Annotated in this window: 13 protein-coding genes and 1 pseudogene; 8 read left to right on the plus strand and 6 right to left on the minus strand. The window is 43.4% G+C overall.

The window, feature by feature from the left end:
* Nucleotides 1-67: 67 nt before the first annotated feature.
* Both prmA and serA read right to left on the minus strand, forming a co-directional pair.
* Complete coding sequence (gene prmA, locus LC608_RS18530; RefSeq protein WP_229554927.1) at nucleotides 68-988, minus strand: 50S ribosomal protein L11 methyltransferase; 921 nt, start codon at nucleotides 986-988, stop codon at nucleotides 68-70.
* Nucleotides 989-1,105: 117 nt separating this feature from the next.
* The gene (gene serA / locus LC608_RS18535; RefSeq protein ID WP_229468077.1) at nucleotides 1,106-2,686 is read right to left on the minus strand and encodes a phosphoglycerate dehydrogenase; all 1,581 of its coding nucleotides are present in this window, start codon (nucleotides 2,684-2,686) and stop codon (nucleotides 1,106-1,108) included.
* A gap of 674 nt (nucleotides 2,687-3,360) precedes the next feature.
* On the opposite strand from serA, the pseudogene LC608_RS18540 reads away from it, so the two are divergent.
* Nucleotides 3,361-3,713 (plus strand): annotated as a pseudogene (locus tag LC608_RS18540) (hypothetical protein); the annotation flags it as partial.
* 44 nt (nucleotides 3,714-3,757) lie between these two features.
* Here the strand turns inward: LC608_RS18540 and LC608_RS18545 are convergent.
* From LC608_RS18545 to LC608_RS18555, 3 genes are all read right to left on the minus strand, one after another.
* Complete coding sequence (locus LC608_RS18545) at nucleotides 3,758-4,045, minus strand: histidine kinase N-terminal 7TM domain-containing protein (protein WP_229554928.1); 288 nt, start codon at nucleotides 4,043-4,045, stop codon at nucleotides 3,758-3,760.
* Between the two features lie 139 nt (nucleotides 4,046-4,184).
* Complete coding sequence (locus LC608_RS18550) at nucleotides 4,185-5,039, minus strand: bifunctional class I SAM-dependent methyltransferase/HIT family protein (protein WP_229554929.1); 855 nt, start codon at nucleotides 5,037-5,039, stop codon at nucleotides 4,185-4,187.
* A gap of 122 nt (nucleotides 5,040-5,161) precedes the next feature.
* Nucleotides 5,162-5,944 (minus strand): Uma2 family endonuclease, encoded by a 783-nt coding sequence (locus LC608_RS18555; RefSeq protein ID WP_229555070.1) that lies wholly within the window; start codon nucleotides 5,942-5,944, stop codon nucleotides 5,162-5,164.
* A 321-nt stretch (nucleotides 5,945-6,265) separates the two neighbouring features.
* Here LC608_RS18555 and gatB point away from each other — a divergent pair, with 321 nt between their 5' ends.
* From gatB to LC608_RS18590, 7 genes are all read left to right on the plus strand, one after another.
* On the plus strand, nucleotides 6,266-7,741 hold the full coding sequence (gene gatB, locus LC608_RS18560) for an Asp-tRNA(Asn)/Glu-tRNA(Gln) amidotransferase subunit GatB (protein WP_229554930.1): 1,476 nt from the start codon (nucleotides 6,266-6,268) through the stop codon (nucleotides 7,739-7,741).
* 817 nt (nucleotides 7,742-8,558) lie between these two features.
* Nucleotides 8,559-9,821 carry a bifunctional ornithine acetyltransferase/N-acetylglutamate synthase gene (argJ, locus tag LC608_RS18565; protein ID WP_229554931.1) on the plus strand — a complete coding sequence of 421 codons (1,263 nt, stop codon included), beginning with the start codon at nucleotides 8,559-8,561 and terminating at the stop codon, nucleotides 9,819-9,821.
* 597 nt (nucleotides 9,822-10,418) lie between these two features.
* A complete protein-coding gene (locus tag LC608_RS18570; RefSeq protein ID WP_229554932.1) occupies nucleotides 10,419-11,801 on the plus strand; it encodes a CmpA/NrtA family ABC transporter substrate-binding protein in 1,383 nt (460 codons plus the stop codon).
* A gap of 99 nt (nucleotides 11,802-11,900) precedes the next feature.
* Nucleotides 11,901-12,740 (plus strand): nitrate ABC transporter permease, encoded by an 840-nt coding sequence (gene ntrB, locus LC608_RS18575; protein WP_229554933.1) that lies wholly within the window; start codon nucleotides 11,901-11,903, stop codon nucleotides 12,738-12,740.
* A 118-nt stretch (nucleotides 12,741-12,858) separates the two neighbouring features.
* A complete protein-coding gene (locus LC608_RS18580) occupies nucleotides 12,859-14,859 on the plus strand; it encodes a nitrate ABC transporter ATP-binding protein (protein ID WP_229554934.1) in 2,001 nt (666 codons plus the stop codon).
* Nucleotides 14,860-15,298: 439 nt separating this feature from the next.
* Nucleotides 15,299-16,156, plus strand: a complete 858-nt coding sequence (locus LC608_RS18585; protein WP_229554935.1) for a nitrate ABC transporter ATP-binding protein — start codon at nucleotides 15,299-15,301, stop codon at nucleotides 16,154-16,156.
* A 32-nt stretch (nucleotides 16,157-16,188) separates the two neighbouring features.
* Entirely contained in the window at nucleotides 16,189-17,514 is a 1,326-nt protein-coding gene (locus LC608_RS18590; protein ID WP_229554936.1) for a DUF58 domain-containing protein, read from the plus strand.
* A gap of 85 nt (nucleotides 17,515-17,599) precedes the next feature.
* Here the strand turns inward: LC608_RS18590 and LC608_RS36905 are convergent, their stop codons facing one another.
* Nucleotides 17,600-21,616 (minus strand): calcium-binding protein, encoded by a 4,017-nt coding sequence (locus LC608_RS36905; RefSeq protein ID WP_267871124.1) that lies wholly within the window; start codon nucleotides 21,614-21,616, stop codon nucleotides 17,600-17,602.
* Nucleotides 21,617-21,740 lie beyond the last annotated feature (124 nt).

Consider the following 21,740-nt stretch of genomic DNA (forward strand, 5'->3'; position numbering starts at 1 on the left):
ATTCCATAATACTTTTGACTTTTGACTTTTGACTTTTGACTTCCGCCTTGCGGTACTACCTACTGAGTTAAGAACGCCGTGCATTCAAACAACACCATTCTTTTCGTTTCCACAGGGTAGCAACCACCCAACCATTTTCTTCTAAAGCATCAGCAACACCTGTAGATTGTTCTAGTAAAATACCACTGAAGATCGCCCAAGTTTCAGGTTTAGCGATCGCACTCATTTCTGGAATTAATTCAATAATTACATGAGCCAAAATATTGCAAACTATACCATCTACTGGATTTTCAAGCAGTTTTGTCAAAATGTCTACACTTCCCAGTGCTGGTAGTAAACGTTCTGGACTAATGTCGTTCAGCGCACCATTACTGATAGTTGATTGCACCGCTAAAGGGTCATTATCTACTGCATAGACTTTCTCTGCTCCCAGTAGCAGCGCCCCAATAGAAAGGATACCAGAGCCACAGCCAATATCCGCAATTACCAGATGTTCATGTTTGCCACTAGCACCCACAAACGACTGAGGAACTCCACTTAGCCGCATTTCCAGAGATTCTAAACATAGCTGAGTGGTGGCATGGTTGCCCGTACCAAATGCTACACCAGGGTCAAGACGAATCACTAGCCGTTCCGTTGTTTCTGGTAACGGTAGCCAAGCGGGGTTGATTAAGAAGCGATCGCCTATTTCCTGCGGATGCCAATATTGTTTCCAGCTAGTCGCCCAATCTTCCTCATCAATTAACTGCCATTGCAGTGAGGGAGATGAAACTCCTACACAAAGAGCATCTTGACGCAGCCACAGCGACAGCGCTGCCAAATCTAGCAGCTGCGTTTGAATTGTCGATAAATAAGCCCTGACTAAAGATGAATTTCCTTTGTTTTCACTAGCTGTTCCCCGACAGCCAAAATCTTCCAGTCGCCAAAAGATCGAATCTTCTAGGTCTGGCTCACATAAAATCTGTAATTCCCACCAGGTGTTTGCCATTTTTGAGTACTGAGTTTAACAGAGTTATGAGTTAGGAGTTAAAAGTTAGGAGTTAGGAGTTCTCCTGTTTAGCTTCTAACTCCTCACTACTCACTCCTAACTTTTTTTAATCAGCACTCATAGTGTTACTGTATACGCGTCCCGAATACCAGGGACTTTTATAATTTCATCCAAAATGCCCTCTGGTAAAGGGTCATCTATACTCAGAGCCATTACCGCATCACCACGGACGATTTTACGACCTACTTGCATACTGGCAATATTCACATTAAAACTGCCGAGTAGAGAACCGAGTTTGCCGATGATCCCTGGCATATCGCGGTGCAGGGTAAACAACATATATTTGCTGGGTGGGACGTTAATCGGGAAACCGTCAACATCAGTTAAATGGATTTCCCGTTCACCCAACAAAGCGCCTGTGACAGAATGAGTACCTAAAGTGCCGGTGGCTTCTAGATGAAGCGTTCCGGCATAGTCTCGAATCGAAGCATCGCGGGTTTCAATCACCCGAATTCCACGTTCTTTGGCTTCTATGCTGGCATTTACGTAATTTACTCGTTCCCGCAAAGCTTGGTAAAGTAAACCTTTCAGGGCAGCTACCACCAAAGGCTGACTTTTGTTGGTCGCAAGTTCCCCTTGTAGTCGAATATTGAGTACTTCCACCCGTCCGCCAGCTAGCTGTCCCACTAGATTACCTAGAGTTTCTGCTAGTTGCATGTAGGGTTTGAGTTCTTCCAACACATCGGGGCCGAGTCCGGGAATGTTAACGGCTGAACGGGCTGGTAATCCTAAAAGTACATCCCGAATTTGTTCGGCAACATCAATAGCCACATTCACTTGAGCTTCTGCGGTAGAGGCTCCCAAGTGGGGAGTGAGGATAACTTCTTTGCCTAGCGATCGCAATTCAGATTCACCCAGTGGTTCTGACTCAAACACATCTAAGGCTGCACCGCCTATTTTACCCGCTTTCAGAGCTGCTGCTAAAGCTACTTCATCAATGATCCCACCACGAGCGCAGTTGACAATCCGGGCTGTAGGTTTCATCTTTGCCAAAGTTGTGGCATTGATTAAGTGAGTCGTTTCTGGGGTTTTAGGGATGTGTAGGGTGATATAGTCTGCTTGCTGGAAGAGTAAATCTAGCTCAACTAACTGACAGCCAAGTTGTTCAGCTCGGTCTGTAGAAATAAAAGGGTCATAAGCTAGGAGCTTCATCCCCATTGTCTTAGCTACAGCCGCAACATGAGAGCCAATTTTACCCAAACCGACAACGCCGAGAGTTTTTTTGTAGACTTCCGCACCGACAAAGCTATTGCGATCCCATGCACCGCGTTTCACCGAAGCGTTAGCATCGGGGATGTGGCGAGACAAAGCCAAAATCATCGCTAGCGCATGTTCGGCGGCGGCAATTGTGTTTCCCTCTGGAGAATTGACTACTACAATTCCTCGGCGGGTGGCAGCCGGAACATCCACATTATCCACACCCACACCAGCACGACCGATGATTTTTAGCTGAGTGCCAGCTTCAATGATTTCTTGGGTGACACGCGTACTAGAGCGAATCATTAGTGCGTCATACTCACCAATAATTTCGATCAGTTCTGCTGGTTTTAGACCTAGTTTGACATCAACGGTAGCAACTTGCGAAAGAATGTCAATTCCAGCTTGGTCAATAGAATCTGAGACAAGAACCTTAGACATGATTACTTCATTTAAAGCTACAGGTTTTGCTGCACAAGACTTTTTAGTTTAGTCTTTATCTGTCACAATTCAGCAAAAATTATTTGTTTTAATATCAACTTAACCTTTACTTACGTTGCGTGCTAATGGTATCGAAGCATGAGTTGCTCTCGATGGGTACTGCCTCCTAAGTATTGGAACATGAGTGGCAGTTTGCATCACCCTGTCGCTAAATATAAAGCATGAATAGCACTTAGTACCTATATATTTATTAATAGTTAAGAGTTACCAAAATTTTATCATCTAAAGCAACTTACTTATTGAGGTAGAAATGCCTGCATTCTTGACTGGGCTGCAACTTTAGCTTCGGCAATGCTCTGCACAACCACTAAAGGAGCAAGTAACTATTATATCTGTGGAATTTTGACTGTTTCTCAATACCACAAGTGGTATCCCTTAGTCAAAGCAAAACATTACATTATCAAGATAATCGGATTATGACATTTAGAATCTAGGCATCAAATAAATTTTCTTGCTCGTGATTCTGCCAGATTTAAAATTGTCTAGTAGTTAAAAGTTGTCAATTAGTATCAGTGGAGTACTTAATGTATAGTAGTAAACTAATGATATAGTTGTAAAGAAATCGCTATAATTCTGGTGAGCCAAATATCCTTTGAGTTTTGGGGAAACTAGCCATGTTAGAGTACAACTTGCCCAGGTACTTGCCCTCAGCCGAGGAACTACCAGACTCTGATGAAACGCTTGTGGATAATGACTGCAAGAATTAATACCAGGCTTGCTGAAGGCGATCCTGCTGATACTTTGGTCAGAACGCATGGATTGGCTCTTTGCCATAGATATGGGTATTTATTATCACCCCGATAAACCTCCCATTGTGCCAGATGGGTTTTTGAGCTTAGGGGTAGAGTGGTTTTATGATGAGGAACTGCGTCCCAGTTATGTGCTGTGGGATGAAAATGTTGTACCGATTTTCGTCCTAGAAGTAGTTTCCCAAAATTATCGCAAGGAGTACACTACTAAATTGGATGTCGGAATAGTCACATTGAAGGTAGGAATAGCCCATAGCAACGCTTAACGATTTTTGTTTGTGAAGTGCATTGCAAATATCAGGAAGAGTGTAATTACACTGCCTGAGCCAACATACTCCAGCTTTGACCAAAATATTTTTTCTCGGAGGATAATTGCTGCTGCTTCCATTCCTGCAACTGTAGCGTATCCAGCGATCGCTAGCATCATCGAAATGAAAGGCTTGCTAGCCAAAGAAATTGAGCGACGCTGCCAAACTGCAAACGCAACAGTAGTTGAGATGATTACAGTAATGCTCAGAATAAGAAAGTAGAGATTGTACTGAAAAAGCATGGTGACGAAGCATTTAATATTTGATCTCAACCTTATGACGATAAGTTTGAGCAAGTCATGATGTTCCAGTGATTTTCATAATCACGTCAAAAAAGCCAAGTTATAGCAGAATTCTGGCTCCTGAATTCTTAGAGAAAAACTATTGTTTTTTAGGAATAATGTTCCTGATTCCACTTTTAGTAGAGACAGTATCACCTCTGTAACGAGGGATGATATGAATACTAGCGTGCATAATATTTTGACCCGCAGATCGATTGATATTCATTCCTACATTAAAGCCATCAGGTTCAAATTCTGCTTTAAGAATTTCTTGTACTTTGTTCACCATAAACCAGCAGGCAGATTGCTCTTTAAATGGTAGTTCAAAATAATTGCAAACATGACGTTTAGGAATAACTAAAACATGCCCCTTACTTATTGGATAGCCGTCAAAAATAGCATAAGCGGTTGCTGATTCGGTTAATAGTTTGAGAGTTTTGTGAGGATTGCAGAATATACAATAATTAGATGAATTTCGCTGATGGTTATAGTGGACATACTCATATAGTTGCCGATGTTCATCTAAACAAAGTGAAGTAAAAGGAAGTTTTACAATACACTGATATGTAGGCTTTTTATAGACATAATGTTCTCGAAAACCTTCTCTCTTAATATCTCTTCTTACAGCATAATAAGCTTTGCCTCCTGGTTTTAATAAGTGTGATATTTCCATAAGAACATTAGCTTGCTCTTCAGTAAATAAAACATTTAAAACATAAAAGCAAATTATTGTATCAAATTTATTATCAGGATATTGTGGAAAATAATAAGGGTCATAGCCTCTAATATCAAAACCTTTTTGGCGCAGTATTTTAACATCATTACCAAAGCCACAACCAAAGTCTAGTATTTTGCCTTGTAAAAGGTTTTGATTTAATAAAAGCTGTGCCGGAAATGATAGATAATTTCTTTCGATCGCAGTAAGATGGCTGAATTGATTTTTTTGCTGTTTCATGGAATTTTGGTGCAGATGTCCCAAAATTATTATTCCCAGCATCCCTTGAGTTTATGCGATGTCTACAATGGTCACTGAGCTTGCCGTTGGCGCAGCCTCTCGTAGAGAAGTGCGGGCTACGCCTATGCATCAGGGTCAATACCTAGCTCACGTAACTTAGCTGCTAATATATCAGCACGCTGGCGTTCCTGTTCAGCGCGTTGGCGTTCTTGTTCAGCACGTTGACGTTCTTGTTCAGCACGTTGGCGTTCTTGTTGGGCTTGTTCGCTGCTCCACAACAGCAAATTTCCTTCTGTATCCCACCACCGCAGCCAATTCATGGTTTGGCATAATCTTTCACCTTCCCAAATTCCGAGAAATAACTCTAACTCAGGAATCCAAAAGCGTCCATTGGCGTCTGCTTGCTGCAAAGTATATTGTCCATTTTGCAAGCACCGTAGTTCTATGCTTGGTTCGTAAGGGTCGTAGGTTACGTAAGTTAGAACTTGGAGAATCTTTTCGTAATAATAGAGTTTACCATAGGGTGGAGTTGAACGGACTGATAGTTCTCCACCTTCTGTATCTGAGAGAAATTCCATCACCACAGCCACAGCAGCGCCTTCTAAATTCGGGGTATAACTGCGACGAACTACATTTGTTCCTACAGACTGCACTTGAGGTACATAAAACCAGTCTGGGGCTTTAACGACAATTTTCTTGTTGACTGTGGCTACAAGTCCAAAATTAGAGCCAATCAGCATCTGGGGTTGGATGCGTCCTGTGCTTCCCAAAGCATCGGTAAGCGCAGCAGCGATCGCGGGTTGTTGAATATTTTCCACTGGCTCGTCTGGTAAAATGAAGTCGGCTGGAAGTGCTTCCCAAGTAACAGTTGGTTCTTTTTGGATGGGGTTAACTTGTAGAACCATAAAACTACTCCTAATATCCATGCATAGTATATAGTTATTTATTAACAAATCTTCAGGGCGCACATCTGTGCGATCGCAGCATATAAATTCAGATAATCTTAAGTTTTGGATGAAGCCTAAAATGGTTCCCAGTTCGCGGGCTAAGGTAGATTTACTAGCACCCCGAGAACCAATAATTAAGATTTTCTTCACCTTGTGTTTGCATCTCCCTTTTCAAGCTCATAAGGGTAAGCATTGCTCACCCAAATAACCGCCTTCAGGGCAACTCAATACGCCGCTACAATAGTACCCTAAGAAGGATTATGCCCAAATATTGATATTATGACCACTGCTACAACCGTAAAAACTGAGTATGAAGCGATTATTGGGCTAGAAACCCATTGTCAGCTAAGTACCAACACCAAGATTTTCTCTAATAGCTCTACAGCATTCGGTGCTGACCCAAATACTAACATTGACCCGGTTTGTATGGGTTTACCTGGGGTCTTACCTGTACTCAATGAAAAAGTATTAGAATACGCTGTCAAGACTGGTTTGGCACTGAATTGTCAAATCGCTAGATATAGCAAATTTGACCGTAAACAGTATTTTTATCCTGACTTACCCAAAAATTACCAAATTTCTCAATATGACCTACCGATCGCAGAACATGGTTGGTTAGAAATTGAGTTGGTGGATGCTGAGGGGAATCCGATTCGTAAACGCATTGGCATCACACGTCTGCACATGGAAGAAGATGCTGGGAAATTGGTACACGCAGGTAGCGATCGCCTCTCTGGTTCTTCCTATTCTTTGGTAGACTACAATCGCGCAGGTGTACCGTTAGTAGAAATTGTCTCGGAACCTGATTTGCGTTCTGGATTAGAAGCAGCTGAATATGCCGAAGAGTTGCGCCGGATTGTCCGGTATCTCGGCGTAAGTGACGGTAATATGCAAGAAGGATCTCTGCGCTGCGATGTCAACATTTCTGTGCGTCCTGTGGGACGAAAGGAATTTGGCACTAAGGTAGAGATTAAAAACATGAACTCGTTCAGCGCCATCCAACGGGCGATTGACTACGAAATTGAACGTCAAATTGCAGCAATCGTTGCAGGCGCGAGCATTATCCAAGAAACTCGGCTGTGGGAAGAAGGCGCTCAACGCACAAGTAGTATGCGGGTAAAAGAAGGTTCTAGCGATTACCGCTATTTCCCCGAACCAGATTTATCACCAATTGAGGTGACAGATGAACAATTAGAGCAATGGCGTAGCGAACTACCAGAATTACCAGCCCACAAACGCCATCATTATGAAAGTGAGTTGGGGCTTTCGGCTTACGATACGCGAGTGCTGACAGAAGATCGTTCAATAGCGGAATATTTTGAAACTGCGATCGCATCTGGAGCAAACCCCAAAGCTGCTGCAAATTGGATTACTCAAGATATCGCCGCCCACCTTAATAAGCAAAAACTCACTATTACTGAAATCGGCCTAACTCCCACTAATCTAGCTGATATCATCACTCGCATTGAAACAGGCAAAATTAGTAATGCTCAAGCTAAAGAAAAGTTACCAGATTTGCTCACTGGTACTTCCCCTGAAAAAGCCTTTGCAGGTCAAGAGTTAATCACCGATCCTAGTGTACTAGGACCCATCGTTGATGAAGTCATAGCTGCCAATCCCAAAGAACTAGAAAAGTATCGCAACGGTAACACCAACCTCAAAGGCTTCTTTGTCGGACAAGTTCTGAAAAAGACAGGTAAACGTGCCGATCCTAAGCTGACTAACGAATTGGTGGAGAAAAAACTGAACGTCTAGCAGGGGGAGCAGAGAGCAGGCTTGCCGTGACTTGTACTGAGCGTAGTCGAAGTAGCGTAGCCGAACGGGAGCAAGGAGCAAGGGAGAAGATTTTTCCCCTCTGCCCCCGCCCCTCTGCCTCTTTTCCATGCCCAATCCCCAATTCCCAAGTAAGTAATTTCCCGGTGATTCTTCACAAAATCTTCATATAAAAACTGGTGACAGCCCGCATACCTAAAATGCTATGCTGTGGTAATTAGATGCACCCTGATGATCTGGAGAGCTGCCTAAGTGGCTCTCTTTTTATTTGAGTTATAGGACTCATATTTGATTTTTGAACAAAACTCAGTACACCTTTATTCCTTCTTCCCAGTCCCCAGTCCCCAGTCCCCAGTCCCCAGTCCCTAGTCCCTTACCTCTACGAGTGATTCAGAAATCAAATCGGATTGCTATATGTGGCATTTACGTAAATACTTCATAAAATTTTTAGAAATAATTTGAATAGATAAGTATTAACCCTTATGGCACAAGTGATATGGTGTAATAAAAAGATGCACCGTAATGATCTGGAGAGCGACCCAAGTGGTTCTCCTTTTTTGCTTTTGTCTTTCGTCATAAGAAAGGTAAAAACAATTATGCTAATTGCCAACTAGTGCTTTATTATTGCCATCAGCAAATAAACTCATAAAAAAGGGAGTGGGGAGTAGGAATTAGGGGAAGTAGGAAAAAACTAATAACTTTCAACTTCTAACTCCTAACTCCTAACTCTGCACTTTTCCAAAATACTTTTCCAAACCACAAATTGACCTATCCAAGTTGATAGCTGTAAGGAAGAATAATGGCAGATTGGCAAAAAATTACAGGTGGCATTACAGCCCCAAGGGGGTATCAAGCGGCGGGAATTACCGCAGGGTTGAAACCTTCGGGGTTGCCAGATTTAGCTTTGATATTCTCAGAGGTGGAAGCGATCGCAGCTGGTGTGTTCACCACTAGCCAAGTTAAAGCTGCCTGCGTAGAATATTGTCGCCAACGCTTGCAAGCTAAACATAGCGCTCGTGCCATCCTCTGCAACGCCGGACAAGCAAACGCCGCTACAGGGAGTCAAGGCTACCTTGATACTTTAGAATCTGCTATGGCAGTAGGCCAAGCACTAAACATCCCATCTGAATCTGTGTTAGTGGCTTCCACTGGCGTGATTGGTCAAAGAATTAAGATGGATGCTTTGAGAAGTGGGATTCCCAAGGTAGTAGCAGCACTATCAGAAACAGGCTCAGATGCCGCCACCGCAGCGATTATCACTACAGACTTGGTAACAAAATCTATTGCCCTAGAGACAACTATAAGCGATGCCTTCGGCGGGCTGCGCCAACGCCCGGTAAGAATTGGTGGTATTGCCAAGGGTTCCGGTATGATTCACCCCAACATGGCAACCATGCTGGCATTTGTTACTTGTGATGCTGTGGTTTCGCCAGCTCTTTGGCAACAGATGTTGGCAAGGGCAGCTGATAAAAGTTTCAATTCCATTACTGTGGATGGTGATACTAGCACCAACGACAGCTTAATCGCCTTGGCAAATGGTCAATCTCGTACCCCAGCAATTACAGAATGGGGCGCAGAAGCAGAGAAATTAGAGGCGATGTTAACAGCAGTTTGTCAGCATTTAGCTAAAGCGATCGCTCGTGATGGTGAAGGTGCAACCTGTCTAATTGAAGTGGAAGTAACAGGGGCCCATGATGAAATTTCAGCCCGACAAATAGCCAAAACCATCGCTGGTTCATCCTTAGTTAAATCTGCAATCTTTGGACGTGATCCTAACTGGGGACGCATCGCCGCCGCCGCCGGACGTGCAGGTGTGCCCTTTGAGCAAGAAAACCTGCAAATTAAGCTAGGGAATTTCTTAATGTTAGAAAACGGACAACCTCTGCAATTTGAGCGTGCAGCAGCGAGTGCTTATTTGAAAAAAGCAGCGAAGGGTGCTTATCTCCAAGAAGATACAGTATTAATCTCCGTTAACGTTGGCAATGGTCATGGTTCAGGTAAAGCTTGGGGTTGTGATTTAAGTTATGACTACGTGAGGATTAACGCCGAATACACTACATGAACTACTCATAACGGTTTGCTAAGTTGAGACATTAAAATCTCGTTTATAGGTATAATACCGTTTCACTTTCAGGTTGATACAAATACGTTGTTAGGGGCGTACAGCTAGCTGTACGCCCCTAAATCATAATGTCAACATAATAGTCATTATAAATAAAAACCTATATATGACAATTTACTACTAAAAATTAAGTTACAAAAGAAGTGAAAATAGGGAATCATAAAGTAAACATAATAGTCTTCATAAGTAAGAGTTTATATATTAAAAATCATTCATATAGTTAAGGAAAATAGATAAATTTTTCCTTATATATCCAATTTAATATTTCTTTAATAAATCGATACTTCAAGTTGAGCATTTTGGCTTCAAAGGCTGTAAACTGATTTCAACAAGGTGAATGACACCTCTAAAAACCACTAGAGCAGAGTCAAGGAATTAGCCGAGTTTTTATATAAGTAGCCGCGTCATTGATGGAATGGCTGCGCTTGCTTTGCCAAATCTAGCTTGATAAATCATTAATACAGCAATAAACACAACGTTTTTTGCCTAAATTGTCATAGCTATAAAAAATAACATTCACGTTTTCAGGAGATATTTATGACAGAATTTTTTAATCAAATTTCTCGCCGCAAATTCATCTTCACAGCCGGAGCATCTGTGGGTGCTGTATTCCTCAAAGGCTGTTTGGGTAATCCTCCTGAAAACCTTACTGGTGGAAGCACTCAAGCACAGCCAACTGCTCAAACGGTTGCTAATATTAGCCCTGAACAAACGCCAGAAACTACTACAGTCAAGCTAGGATATATTCCCATTGTAGAAGCGGCTCCTTTAATTATTGCTAAAGAAAAAGGCTTTTTTACAAAGTATGGCATGACTAATGTTGACCTTTCCAAGCAAGCTTCTTGGGGTTCAGCAAGAGACAACGTAGAAATTGGTTCTGCCGGTGGTGGTATAGATGGTGGTCAATGGCAGATGCCAATGCCACATTTAATTTCAGAAGGTTTAATTACCAAAGGCAATCAAAAAATTCCCATGTATGTCTTATGTCAATTAATTACACATGGAAATGGAATTGCGATCGCCAGCAAGCATCAAGGCAAAGGTATTAGCTTACAACTCGCCAGCGCTAAGTCTCTATTCACGGAATTAAAATCTTCAACACCCTTCACAGCTGCATTTACCTTTCCCCACGTCAACCAAGATTTATGGATTCGCTACTGGTTAGCAGCAGGCGGCTTAGATCCAGATGCAGATGTCAAGCTACTCACAGTACCTGCGGCGCAAACTGTGGCCAACATGAAAACAGGAACAATGGATGCCTTTAGTACAGGCGACCCTTGGCCTTATCGCTTGGTTCAAGACAAAATCGGCTACGTAGCAGCATTAACCGCAGAAATTTGGAAGAATCATCCTGAAGAATATCTCGCCATCAGAGGCGACTGGGTTGATAAAAACCCCAAAGCTACCAAAGCAATTTTAAAAGGAATTATGGAAGCCCAACAGTGGTTAGATAATTTTGACAACCGCAAAGAAGCAGCTCAGATTTTGGCTGGACGAAATTATTTCAATCTTTCTTCACCAGAAATATTGGCAGATCCATACCAAGGTAAATATGACATGGGTGATGGTCGTAAAATTGATGATAAATCAATGGCTGCTTACTACTGGAAAGATGAAAAAGGTAGTGTTTCTTATCCATATAAGAGTCATGATTTGTGGTTCATAGTTGAAAACGTTCGCTGGGGATTTTTACCAAAAGATTACATTGCAAATAATGCTGCCAAGGCTAAGGAACTTATCAACAAAGTCAACCGCGAAGATATCTGGAAAGAAGCTGCCAAAGAAGCTGGCATTGCTGCTGCTGATATTCCTACAAATACATCCCGTGGTGTAGAACAGTTCTTTGATGGCATCAAATTTGACCCCGAAAAGCCAGAAGAATATTTGAAGAGTTTGAAAATCAAGAAGGTCAGTATTTAGTCATTGGTCATTAGTCATTAGTCATTAGTTGTTTGTTATTTATTATTTACAAATGACAAATAACAAATAAAAAGTAAATTTTGAGGAGAACGCAGCATCATGACAATAGCCCAAAAACGCCCTGCAAGTCCTAGATTGAATAATAGCTTTATCTCTAGCCTGAAAAAGCAATTTCCTGACCTGATACCACCAGCGATCGCGATCGCCATCTTCCTCGTTCTCTGGCAACTCTTCGCTTGGATTCCGGGAGCCACATTACCAGGGCCAATACAAGTTATCCAAGACACTTGGGTTTTGATTTTCTGGCCATTTTATGATCGAGGTGGCATTGATAAAGGTCTGTTTTGGCAGATTCTCGCAAGTCTGCAACGGGTTGCTATCAGTTATACCCTAGCTGCGATCGTTGGTATTGCCTTGGGCATTTTAATTGGGGTTAATCAAACAATGTCCAAAGCTTTAGACCCCATCTTTCAACTACTGCGGACTGTACCACCTCTAGCTTGGGTTCCGATTTCTTTAGCAGCTTTACGACAAAACGAACCCGCAGCATTATTCGTAATCTTCATCACCGCCATTTGGCCCATCTTAATTAACACTGCTGTTGGTGTTACCCAAATTCCCCAAGATTACAACAACGTCGCCAAAGTTCTGCAACTTAGCCGCAAAGAATATTTCACTAATATTTTGATTCCTGCGGCATTACCCTACATCTTTACCGGGTTGAGAATTGCGATCGGTTTAGCTTGGTTAGCGATTATCGCCGCCGAAATCGTCATGTCTGGGATTGTCGGCATCGGCTTCTTTATCTGGGATGCCTATCAAAATAACAACGTCAGTGAAGTTATTTTGGCTCTAATTTATATCGGTCTTGTTGGGTTGGTGCTAGATAAAATGATGGGTTGGCTTCAAAACAAGATTTTACCAGCAGAGCAGAAATAGTTAGGAGTTAGGAGTTAGGAATTGAAAAAGTTCTAACTCCCAACTTTTAACTATCAACTCCCAACTCCCAACTCTCAACTTCCAACTCCTCACTACTCACTCCTAACTTTTAACTATTATGTTTGTAGCTGTTGATCAAATTGAAAAAGTTTTTGAATTAACTGGTGGTGGCAAATATATCGCCCTCAAAGGAATCGACCTCCAAATTAAAAAAGGAGAATTCGTTTCTTTGATTGGTCACTCCGGTTGCGGCAAATCCACCTTATTAAATATGATTGCGGGTTTGGATTTGCCAACTGAGGGTATTGTCACCTTAGAAGGACAAAGAATCACCAAACCCGGCCCAGACAGGATGGTGGTGTTCCAAAATTATTCACTATTACCTTGGCGGACGGTAAGAGAAAATATTGCCCTCGCCGTGGACTCGGTAATGAAAGGTTTACCCGCAGCCGAACGCAACGCCATTATCGAAAAACATATTAATATGGTGGGTTTGCGTCCCCATGCTGATAAACAACCAGGAATGTTATCAGGTGGACAAAAGCAGCGAGTTGCGATCGCCCGCGCCTTAGCGATTCGCCCCAAATTACTGCTGCTAGATGAACCCTTTGGCGCATTAGATGCACTCACACGCGGCAATTTGCAAGAACAACTGATGCAAATTTGCGAAGAAAATCAAGTTACCGCCGTGATGGTTACTCATGATGTAGATGAAGCCGTGCTGTTATCTGACAGAATCGTGATGTTAACCAACGGCCCCGAATCGAAAATCGGCGACATTTTAGAAGTGGATATTCCCAGGCCCCGTAAGCGGATGGAAGTGGTAGAACATCCCAGCTATTACAGCTTGCGGAGTGAGATGATTTACTTCCTCAATCAGCAGAAACGCATCAAGAAAATTCGAGCGCGGAAAACTGCTGACATTGCCCGTCATGGATTAGAAAAAGTTAACCTAGAAATTGGCTTTTTACCTCTAACAGCTTGCGCCCCCTTAGCAGTTGCTAAAGAAAAAGGCTTCTTTCTCAAACATGGTTTAGATGAAGTTAACCTCGTGCGAGAAAGTAGCTGGCGGGGTATAGAAGATGGCATAAGTGGTGGTTATTTGGATGCGGCGCAAATGCCTTCAGGGATGCCGATGTGGCTAACTTTGGGAGGACATAATAACCAACCTCTGCCCGTTGTCACCGCCCTCACCATGACTCGCAACGGTAACGCCATCACCTTGGCAAAACACTTTTATGACGAAGGTGTACAAACATTATCAGATTTCAAAAGATACCTGCTTCGCACCCGTGAACAACGGCACACAATGGGGGTAGTACATGCCGCATCGATGCACAATTTGCTGCTGCGTTACTGGCTAGCGGCTGGTGGAATTGACCCCGATAGCGATGTGGATATGAAGACCATTCCCCCAGCGCAGATGGTAGCCGACCTAAAAACTGGAAGCATTGATGGTTACTGCGTAGGCGAACCTTGGAACTACCGCGCTGCTGTGGAAAATGTCGGTTTTACAATCGCTACCGACTTAGAAGTTTGGTTGGGACACCCCGGTAAAGTTCTTGGTGTGCGGGAAGATTGGGCAGAAAATTATCCAAATACGCATATTGCCTTGACTAAAGCTTTGTTAGAAGCTTGCGTGTATTGTGCAAATCCCGAAAATACCCAAGAAATTCGGCAAATTTTAGCAGGGCGAGATTATGTCAGCACTGATTTAGAATACATTCAACTCGAAGATCCAAATAGTCTCACCTGTGACTTAGACCATCCGTTGCGAGACTATGCCCATCACCAGTTTTATTCCGATTCCGCAATCAACCGTCCCAGTCGCACCGAACAAATTTGGATTATGAGTCAATTGGCGCGTTGGGGTGACACTCCCTTCCCTAGAAATTGGGTAGAAGTTGTTGAACGGGTTTGTCGCGTGCGTGTTTTCAGCACCGCCGCACGAGAATTAGGTTTGGATATTAGCTATCTTCGCCAACCGATCCAACTGTTCGATGGTACTCCCTTTAACGCCGATGATCCGATTGCTTATCTCAACAACTTGAAAATCAAACGTGATTTTTCAATTGCGGAAGTTGTTCTTGATGCACCGAGAAGGAGACTCGCGTCATAAAAAAATCGTGAGAGAAAGAGGTAGCAGGAGAAGTAGCACATCACGCGCGAGTCTTTGAACTGGATGAATCCACCTTTTATCTCCGTTAACGAGTATCTGACTTTTTACATCATCTGAAAAAACCAGTAAAAGACCTAACCCCCTACCCCCTTCCCTACAAGGGAAGGAGGAAAATTCAAAGCCTCTCCCCTTCAGGACGGTGTACACACAAATCGAATTACCCCCCTTAATCCCCCCGATATATTGGGGGGAGACCGGAAATCTAGTTCCCTCCCCTTTATAAGGGGAGGGTTAGGGTGGGGTAAAACCTTGGTTAATCAGCTATTTCAGACTTGTGTGTACACCGTAGCCTAGAAGGGGAGAGGAATGGAAGCGAGGTCAGAATATTCATTTACACATCGCGTACATTTAGCTTTTTAATCCCCAAATACCAAATACCATGCAAAACCGCAACTCAACAGCTACAACCACACTAGGAAAACCATTCGTCGCTGCAAGCACCAGCCGCAGACCTTTTCTAGAAATTAAAGACGTTACCAAAGTTTATCCGACAAAGCAAGGCCCCTTCACCGTACTCGACGGCGTTAATCTCAACGTCGAACAAGGCGAGTTTATTTGCGTTATCGGCCACTCTGGCTGTGGCAAATCGACACTGTTAAATATGGTATCCGGTTTTAACTTTCCCACCTCCGGGCAAGTTTTACTCGAAGGAGAACCCATTACCAAGCCAGGCCCAGACAGAATGGTTGTCTTCCAAAACTATGCCTTGCTACCTTGGCGGACTGCTTTTGAAAATATATACTTAGCTGTTAACGCCGTTTATCCCAACAAACCACAAGCGGAAAAAAGAGCGATCGTGCGCGATCATTTGGCAATGGTGGGACTAGCTGATGCAATGGAAAAGAAACCAATGCAAATGTCCGGCGGAATGAGACAACGGGTTTCTATCGCCCGTGCTTTGGCGATTCGCCCGAAAGTCTTAATTTTAGATGAACCTTTTGGGGCGCTGGATGCCATCACCAAAGAAGAATTACAAGAAGAATTGCTGAAAATTTGGGGCGATAACCGTTGTACAGTGCTAATGATTACCCACGACATCGACGAGGCACTATTTTTAGCTGATAAATTGGTAATGATGACCAATGGGCCCCATGCGAAAATTGGTGAAGTTATGGAAATTCCTTTTTCTCGTCCCCGCGATCGCGCCCGCATCATGGAAGATCCACAATACTACCAACTACGTAATTATGCCCTAGATTTCCTCTTTAATCGCTTTGCCCACGATGATGTAGGTTAAGCTGATCTTCTCCTAACTTCTCACTCTCAAAAATGGTTCCTTCCAGACGAGTTTATTTATTGTTGGTTTTAGGTATAGCGATCGCCCCGATCCTATGCCTTTTTTTCAGCATTAAAGCAACGATCGCCATCACTGTGATATTTGATGCGATCGTTCTCGGATTGATGGTTGTAGATGGTTTGCAGGTACGGCGTTCTCGCGTGCAAATTACCCGCGAATTACCCTCACGATTATCCATTGGGCGGGATAATCCAGTGGTGCTAAAAGTAACATCGCCAAATGCCAACGCCCTAATTGAAATCTGCGATTACTACCCAACAGGGTTTGGCATATCTGCAACCACACTCCGCGCTATTATTCCCAGTAATACCACCCAAGAATTGACATATACCGTCAACCCAACACAGCGCGGCGAGTTTCCTTGGGGAAATATCCAAGTTCGACAGTTGGGAATTTGGGGATTAGCTTGGGATGATTGGCAAATTCCCCAAAGTCTGCAAGTGAAAGTTTATCCTGATTTAGTGGGATTGCGATCGCTCACAATTCGTTTAACATTGCAATCATCAGGATCAATGCGCCAATCCCGCAAAACTGGTATTGGTACAGAGTTTGCCGAACTGCGGAACTATCGCACTGGTGATGATTTGCGGTTTATTGATTGGAAAGCTACTGCCCGTCGAGTTGGGGCATATAATAATGCAACGCCACTGGTGAGAGTTCTAGAACCCGAACAGGAACAAACTTTACTGATCTTGCTCGATCGCGGACGGTTAATGACAGCAAAAGTGCAGAACTTGCAACGATTTGACTGGGGTTTGAATGCAACTTTATCCTTAGCATTGGCGGGGTTACATCGAGGCGATCGCGTCGGTGTTGGTGTATTTGACCGCCAAATGCATACGTGGATTCCCCCAGAACGCGGTCAACATCATTTGAATCAGTTAATCGATCGCCTAACTCCAATTCAACCAGTGTTATTTGAATCTGATTATTTGGGGGCGGTGACAAATGTTGTGCAGCGACAAACTCGCAGGGCTTTGGTGGTGGTGATTACCGACTTAATTGATGTCACCGCTTCTACAGAACTCCTGGCTGCACTTTCCAAATTAGCACCCCGCTATCTGCCCTTTTGTGTTACTCTGCGAGATCCGCAAGTTGATCGTTTAGCACACAGCTTTACAGATGATGTTACAGATGCTTATGCCCGTGCAGTGGCACTAGATTTATTAATGCAACGACAAGTAGCTTATGCTCAGTTAAAACAAAAAGGTGTATTAGTACTAGATGCACCAGCAAATCAAATTGCCGACCAGGTAGTTGAGCGATATCTGCAACTCAAAGCCCGGAATCAACTTTAGCCAATTGCATTGATTCATCAAATGCGAGGTGCTATTTTCAGCACCTCGTAACCCGTGACCCTTAGTAATGGCACGCTAATTCCGATTAAACAACCAAAAAATTGTTTTCGGTTAGTGTCACACCAGGAGATAGTTGGGCAAATTTTACCTGAGTAAACCCAGACGCACTGCCATCTTGGTCAAAGTACAGTCCACCTGTAACATTGTCATAGATAAATCGTTGAGCGATCGTGGTTGCAGATGTTCCAAGCGTAAACTGATTAGCTGAGACTATAGGTGTTAATAACCCGCCACCAAAGGTAGCAGCCTGTATCTGAATCAATTCATTAGTCGCGTTGAAGTCATAAATATTACCAATGCCTTGATTATAATAATATAAAGCAAAGGTATCAGTACCATCTTCTCCATAGAGGTTACTATTACCAACACCAGCAGAGAGAATGTCATTGCCATTGCCGCCATAAAGGGTATTTTTACCTAAATACCCTCCTGTCAGGAAATCGTTACCTGCACCGCCAATAATTGTATCATTGCCACCATTGCCCCCAATTATTGTATCGTTGTCATTACTCCCCACAATGTTGTCATCGTAGGTTGTACCTATGATATTTAATCCTTCGATAAACTTATAGCTAACTCGATTATTGCCCGCCGTAATTGAGCCAATGTTAGTAGTAGCATTGAATGTCGAAGTTATTCCTCCAGTAGCATCGGTGTAATCGACGGACAAGAAATCATCACCTTTACCCCCATCTACTGTTTGAGTCACTAAAGAAGATGGGGCAGTAGATGAAGGCTCTACAGCAAAAGAGTCATTGCCATCGCCCCCAGAGAGCAGATTATCGCCTTCTGAATTCCGAACATCCAAGGAGTCGTCACCAACGCCACCATTAAGAGTGTTATCGCCTGTTGAACTCCTAGCACTCAATGTATCGTTACCTGCACCCCCGTTGAGGGTGTTATTGCCTAAAGTGCGAGAGTCAAAGAAGCCGAAATCGGAGTTGGTGCCGCCAGAAAGGTCAAGAGAATCATTGCCATCGCCCCCAGAGAGCAAGTTATTACCTTTTGAACCGCTAGCACTCAAGCTATCGTTACCTACACCTCCGTCGAGGGTGTTATTGCCTAAGGAACGAGAGTCGGAAGAGGAGCCATTGGATTTGTAGAGTCCAGAAATGTCAAGAGAATCATTACCATTGCCCCCATAGAGCAGGTTATCGCCTGTTGAACCGCTAGCATTCAAGCTATCGTCACCAGTACCACCCTCAAGGGTATCATTGCCTATACGGTTAATAAGAGTATCATTTCCCGCGCCGCCAATGAGAATATCATTTCCCGCACCACCTCTGATTGTGTCATTACCACTCAAGGCGTCGATGATGTCGTCACCCCCCTGACCATTGATGACATCATTGGAGTTGTCAAAACCCCTAATGTTGTTGGATAGGTCATTGAGGAAGGTAACAGTGTTCCTCTTGAACAGGTTAGTTTGAGTGGAATTAGCATCAAACACATCAAAACTGTTGGTGATGGTAGTTTGTCCATCAAACAGAATATTGCCAATAGCAGGTCGTGAAGAAGTTGCTGGCAGATTATGCAGGTTTTCTAATTTGAAGTTTTGGAGAATGACTTTAGTATTAGCATTAGCGTCTTCAAATGTGATTTCTAAGTTGTTACCATTTTGAGTTAATATCAGATTTTGAGCAGTGAAGCCAAGGAACTGAGCATTGTTAAATTGCAAAGTGTCTAAGGATGCAATCACCTTTGCTGAGGGATTTGAGCCTTTACCTACGCCACCAAAATCCGTGATAATATCAGTGCCATCGTTCGGGTTGTAAAGAAATATATCATTGCCGACGCCACCAGTTAGAGTGTCGTTACCACCCGCACCCGTTAGGGTATCATTACCTGCACCGCCAATAATCACATCATTATCATCGTTGCTGTAAAAGTACGCGCCGGACAACACATCGTCACCCTTACCCCCATCTATCGTATCATTGCCACCATAGCCCCCAAAGAGCGTATCATTGCCATCGTTCCCAACAATCAAGTCATTGTTGGCTGTACCTGAGATATTTAATCGTTCGATATTGTTGTAGCTAACCCGATTCGTGCCCACCGTAATTGAGCCAATGTTCGTAGTAGCATCAAATGTCGTCGAAGTGAAACTCCCGCTAGCATCGCTATAACCATAACCAACGGACAACACATCGTTACCCTTACCGCCATCTATCGTATCATCGCCACCATCGCCTGTGGAGAGCGTATCGTTGCCATCGTTGCCAACAATCAAGTCATCGTATTGTGTACCTGAAATATTTAATCGTTCGATATTGTTGTAGCTAACTCGATTCGTGCCCGCCGTAATTTCTCCCTTGTTTGTAGTGGCATTGAATGTCGTTGTGATCCCCTCTGTAGAATTCTTGTAGCCGACGGACAACACATCGTCACCCTTACCCCCATCGATAGTATCATTACCAGCATTGCCCGTGGAGAGCGTATCGTTGCCATCGTTGCCAACAATCAAGTCATTGTATTGTGTGCCTGAGATATTTAATCGTTCAATATTGTTGTAGCTAACCCGATACCCGCCCGCCGTAATTTCTCCCTTGTTTGTAGTGGCATTGAATGTTGAAGTGATACCCCCTCTAGCTAACATGTAATCGACGGACAACAAATCGTCACCCTTGCCCCCATCTACCGTTTGAGTTACTAAAGAAGATGGGGCAGTATCTGTGGGGCTTAGATAGAAGGAATCATTGTCATCGCCCCCAGATAGGAAGTTATAGCCTGTTGAATACTCAGCACGCAATGTATCGTCACCTGCGCCACCGTTGAGGGTGTTATTGCCCTTGGAGGACACATAACCATCGCCACCTCTGTCCGAGTAGAAATAGCCAGAGGTGGAGAGAAAATCATTGCCATCTCCCCCAAAGAGTAAGTTATTGCCAAATGTTGCCCCAGCACTCAAGCTGTCGTTACCAGCACCACCGTTGAGGGTGTCATTTGAACCCCCGGCACTCAAGGTATCGTTACCATCGTCCCCAAAGAGTAAGTTATTGCCAGATGTTGCCTCAGCATTCAAGTAATCGTCACCTGCGCCACCGTTAAGGGTGTTATTGCCTGAGGAGTCAATATAGTCGTATTCTTGTAAATAGTAAGAGGCGCTAAGAGAATCATTGCCATCGCCCCCAAAAAGTAAGTTATTGCCAGATGTTGCCTCAGCACTTAAGGTATCGTTACCAGCGCCACCGTTGAGGGTGTTATCGCCTGTTGAAAATTGAATATTGAAGCGATCGTTACCAATACCACCAACAAGGGAATTATTCCCCGTATCATCAATGAGGGTGTCATCTCCAGCACCACCAACGAGAGTATCATTCCCCATACCACCTCGTAGCAGGTCATTGCCACTCTTGCCATCAATGATGTCATTCCCCATACCACCTCGCAGCAAGTCATTGCCACTCTTGCCATCAATGATGTCATTGCCCCCTTGACCATTTATGACATCATCTGAGTTGTCAAAGCCGCTAACATTATTGTTCAGGTCGTTAAGGAAGGTGACTGTGTTTTTGTTAAAGATAGTGGTTTGGGTGGAGTTAGCATTGAAGACATCAAAGCTGTCCGTGATGCTAGTTTGTCCAGAAAACAGGATATTGCTCAAATCTACAGTGGCTCCTGTAGATTTGCTAAGGTTATTCAGGTTTTCCAGGGCAAAGTTTTGTAGGATGACTTTCGCACCAAAAAGACTCCTTGTATAAGCATAGCTTTCAAAGCTGATTTCCAGATCGTTGCTATTCTGGGTCAACAGCAAATCTTGGGCAGTGAAGCCCTGGAATTCTAGGGTGTCCACTTCGGCAATGACTGCGGAAGTCGGATTTGTCCCTTTACCTACGCCACCAAAATCGGTGATGATATTATTACCAGCCAAGCCGTCGTAAACATATTTATCCTGACCGCTTCCACCAGTTAAGGTGTTGTTGGCACTGTCACCATATATGATCTTTATAGTATCGTTGCCTGCAAGACCGTTAATCGTGTCCGCGCTGTCGGTACTCTGTAGGGTATCATTACCGTTGGTTCCAATGATATTTGCCATAACTTTTACCTACCTCAATCAATTTTTTCAGTAATTTTTAAGTTGTCAATTTGCTTTTTGTGCTGTTTTAGAACACAAAAAATTTACCGAATTTGGCGTTTTCGGCATACTTTATACATCACCT

The sequence above is a fragment of the Nostoc sp. XA010 genome, assembly GCF_020829625.1.
GTDB lineage: Bacteria > Cyanobacteriota > Cyanobacteriia > Cyanobacteriales > Nostocaceae > Nostoc.